Annotated in this window: 2 protein-coding genes; both read left to right on the top strand. The window is 50.4% G+C overall.

The window, feature by feature from the left end:
- On the top strand, positions 1–1,126 hold a 1,126-nt coding region (locus ICL55_RS34820), incomplete at its 5' end, for a polyketide synthase dehydratase domain-containing protein (protein ID WP_188106685.1).
- A gap of 82 nt (positions 1,127–1,208) precedes the next feature.
- A partial coding sequence (locus ICL55_RS34815) for an SDR family NAD(P)-dependent oxidoreductase (RefSeq protein ID WP_188106682.1) occupies positions 1,209–3,151 on the top strand: 1,943 nt, incomplete at its 3' end.

The raw sequence follows: 3,151 nt of genomic DNA, 5'->3' as shown, positions 1-3,151 counted from the left end.
ATTAGCGCTTGACTGGCGGCGTTTTTATCCTGGCGCTACACCCCAACGTATAGGCCTGCCGGTATATCCGTTTGCCAAAGAGCGCTACTGGATTCAGGAAGCGGCAGATGCGCCTGTAGCAGGAAATGAAAAAGCCGTTGGCATATTACATCCTTTGGTGCATAGCAATACTTCAGATTTCAGCCAACAACGCTTCAGTGCCGTATTCAGCGGGGAGGAATTCTTCCTCAGAGATCACCAGGTATTACAGCAGCGGGTGCTTCCAGGCGTAGCGTATCTGGAAATGGTGCGCGTGGCCATCGAGAAATCGATGCCTGCAACCCGGACATCCCCGGTGCTGGTGTTGTACAATGCTGCCTGGGTCCAGCCTTTTGTTGCCGGCGGACAACAACAAATAGACATCACTTTGTTGCTGGATGATAATGTTCCTGCAACGTATGATCAGATACATTATGAAATAAGCAGCCGCCATGAAGATGCTACCATTGTTCATTTTGAGGGACAGGCGTCTTTTACGGATGTGCTGGTCCCGGAAAAACTGGACGTTGCGCAGCTGAGATCGCAAATGAACGCCGGAACGCTGCCTCCCCGCCGTATTTATGCTGCCTTTGCCCGTATGGGCCTTCATTACGGTCCGGCACACCAGGGGATAACTGCCATCCATAAAGGCGACGGACAGGTGATGGCTGATTTAACACTGCCTGTAACAGCCGCGCAAAATAATTACGTATTACATCCGGCACTGATGGACAGCGCATTGCAGGCCGCTATAGGCTTATTCGACGATCTGGACCGTCTTCCTGCGCAACCACTGCTGCCTTTCGCTCTGGCATCGTTAAAGATCATCGCGGCCTGTACGGAAAGAATGGTGGCATGGGTGCGTTATGCGCCAGATAGTGAGGCGGGGCAAAGGGTGACGAAGCTGGATATCGATGTTTGTGATGAAGCAGGAAATATGTGCGTGCAGATCCGCGGGTTCGCTTTCCGCATCATGGATAACGGTCATCAATACACGCAGGTGAATCTTGGTGATAATCTGGATTTTAATGAAACCTACTATCAGCAACTAATTCAGCGCGTATTGGATAAAGAGCTTTCTGATGAAGAAGCCATTGACCTGGTGTGAAAGTTCTTTTTTAATGCCACTGCGGAAGCGGAAGAGCCGTGAAAGTAAGAATCGAATTTCTTGAAAAAATTTATAGGTAAAGATGAAAGAAAACCTAAAAAAAATATTTCAGGGTATTTCCAGCGGGAAGTATACACAGGCCGAAGCGCTGGAAAAAATCAAGCTATTGAAGGCGCAGGAGCAAGGTAAAACAGCTGGTATGTTGCTGGCTGCTCCTGTCTGGGAGCCTGCGGTTGCCGGAGAGGACAGTCCGGCCGTCTTTGCCCAAAGGTACATCTTCCTGTTTGAGATGCCGGAAGTGAACGAAACGCAACTGTCCGCACTGCTGCGTGGTAGTCAGATCATACCTTTACCGGCCTTGCCGCAGCAGGATATTGCCACACGTTATGAGCGATATGCCTTGTTGTGCTTTGAACATATCCGTCGTATCCTTTCCAGTAAGCCACAGGAAAAAATACTGGTCCAGGTAGTGACTGGCAACAGCGATGAGCAGCAGGTTTTTACAGGGCTCTCGGGATTGCTGAAAACTGCTACGCTCGAAAATCCGCTGCTGGCCGGACAAATCATTGTTACGCATGCGCAGGCTACCGCCGACACCCTTGCGCGGCAGTTGAACGAATGCAGCCGTCAGATCGGAGATCAGGAGATCAGCTATCAACAGGATGTCCGCTATGTACTGCGTAGAAAAGATATACCGGCGGCGGAGGCTAACCCGAAAGTAGTGTTTAAAGATCAGGGCGTTTACCTGATCACCGGCGGAACAGGTGGCATCGGAATGTTATTTACCAGCGAGATACTGAGACAAACGGCACGTTCCATCATCATTTTAACAGGCCGCTCCGCCTTAACCCCCGCGAAGAAGGCGATGCTGGATGCTTTGCCTGTGCGGAACAATAAAGTGGAATACCGGCAACTGGACCTTGGTGACAGGGAAGCCGTCTGTCAGTTGATTGCCGACATTAATGCCCATAAGCCACTGAACGGTATTCTTCATTGTGCCGGCATGACAGCAGATAATTTTATTATTAAAAAATCGGGAGAAGAATTTTCCGGTGTACTCTCTCCTAAAGTAACCGGCACGTTTAACCTCGACGAAGCCAGCAAAGACACAGATCTCGATTTCCTGGTGTTGTTTTCCTCTGTGGCCTCGGTCATGGGAAATGTGGGTCAATGCGATTATGCCGCTGCCAATGGTTTCATGGACCGGTTTGCAGTTTATCGTCATCAGCTCACACTCGCCGGTCAACGATACGGTCAAACACTGTCTGTCAACTGGCCGCTGTGGCAGGAAGGAGGCATGCAGATCGATGCGGCCAACAAAGAGATATTACGGCAAACCATGGATATGCTGCCGATGTCCACCATCGCGGGCATGTATGCATTTTATGGCAGCATGGCATGGCAGCAGCAGCAGGTGATGGTCATTCCCGATCAGGCAATGCGGATGGACCATCAGCCACGGCAGCAAACATCTGAAATAAATGTGGTGACAGCAATCGACACAGATAACATTTTTGAAAAAACAGAAGCGTATCTGTGCACTGAGCTTTCGTCGCTGCTGAAGCTGACCGCCCATAAAATTGATCCGCAGGCGGCGCTGGAAAAATATGGTATCGACTCTATACTGGCCATGAGCCTGACCAGCCGGTTAGAAAAGACTTTTGGTTCTTTGCCTAAGACATTGTTTTTTGAATATACCAGCATACATGAGCTGACGGGCTATTTTGTAAAATCCCATCAGGCGCAACTGGCCGTCCTTTTTCATCAGCCCGTCACGCCTGTAAAAGAGCAACCGACCCTGAAGGCTGACCAGCAATTGCTGCAACAGCCCATGCCGGGGAAACGGTTTAGTCGCCCGGGAGGGCAGGCTGCCTCGAAACAAATATCGCATCCTTTCCATAACGAACCCATTGCCATTATCGGCCTGAGTGGCCGCTATCCACAGTCAGCCGATATCGACGCCTACTGGCGCAATCTGCGCGATGGTAAAGACTGTATCACGGAAGTGCCATCTTCCAGATGGGC

The organism is Chitinophaga varians (assembly GCF_014529945.1).
Lineage (GTDB): Bacteria > Bacteroidota > Bacteroidia > Chitinophagales > Chitinophagaceae > Chitinophaga > Chitinophaga varians.
This window is presented reverse-complemented; position numbering and strand designations above follow the sequence as displayed.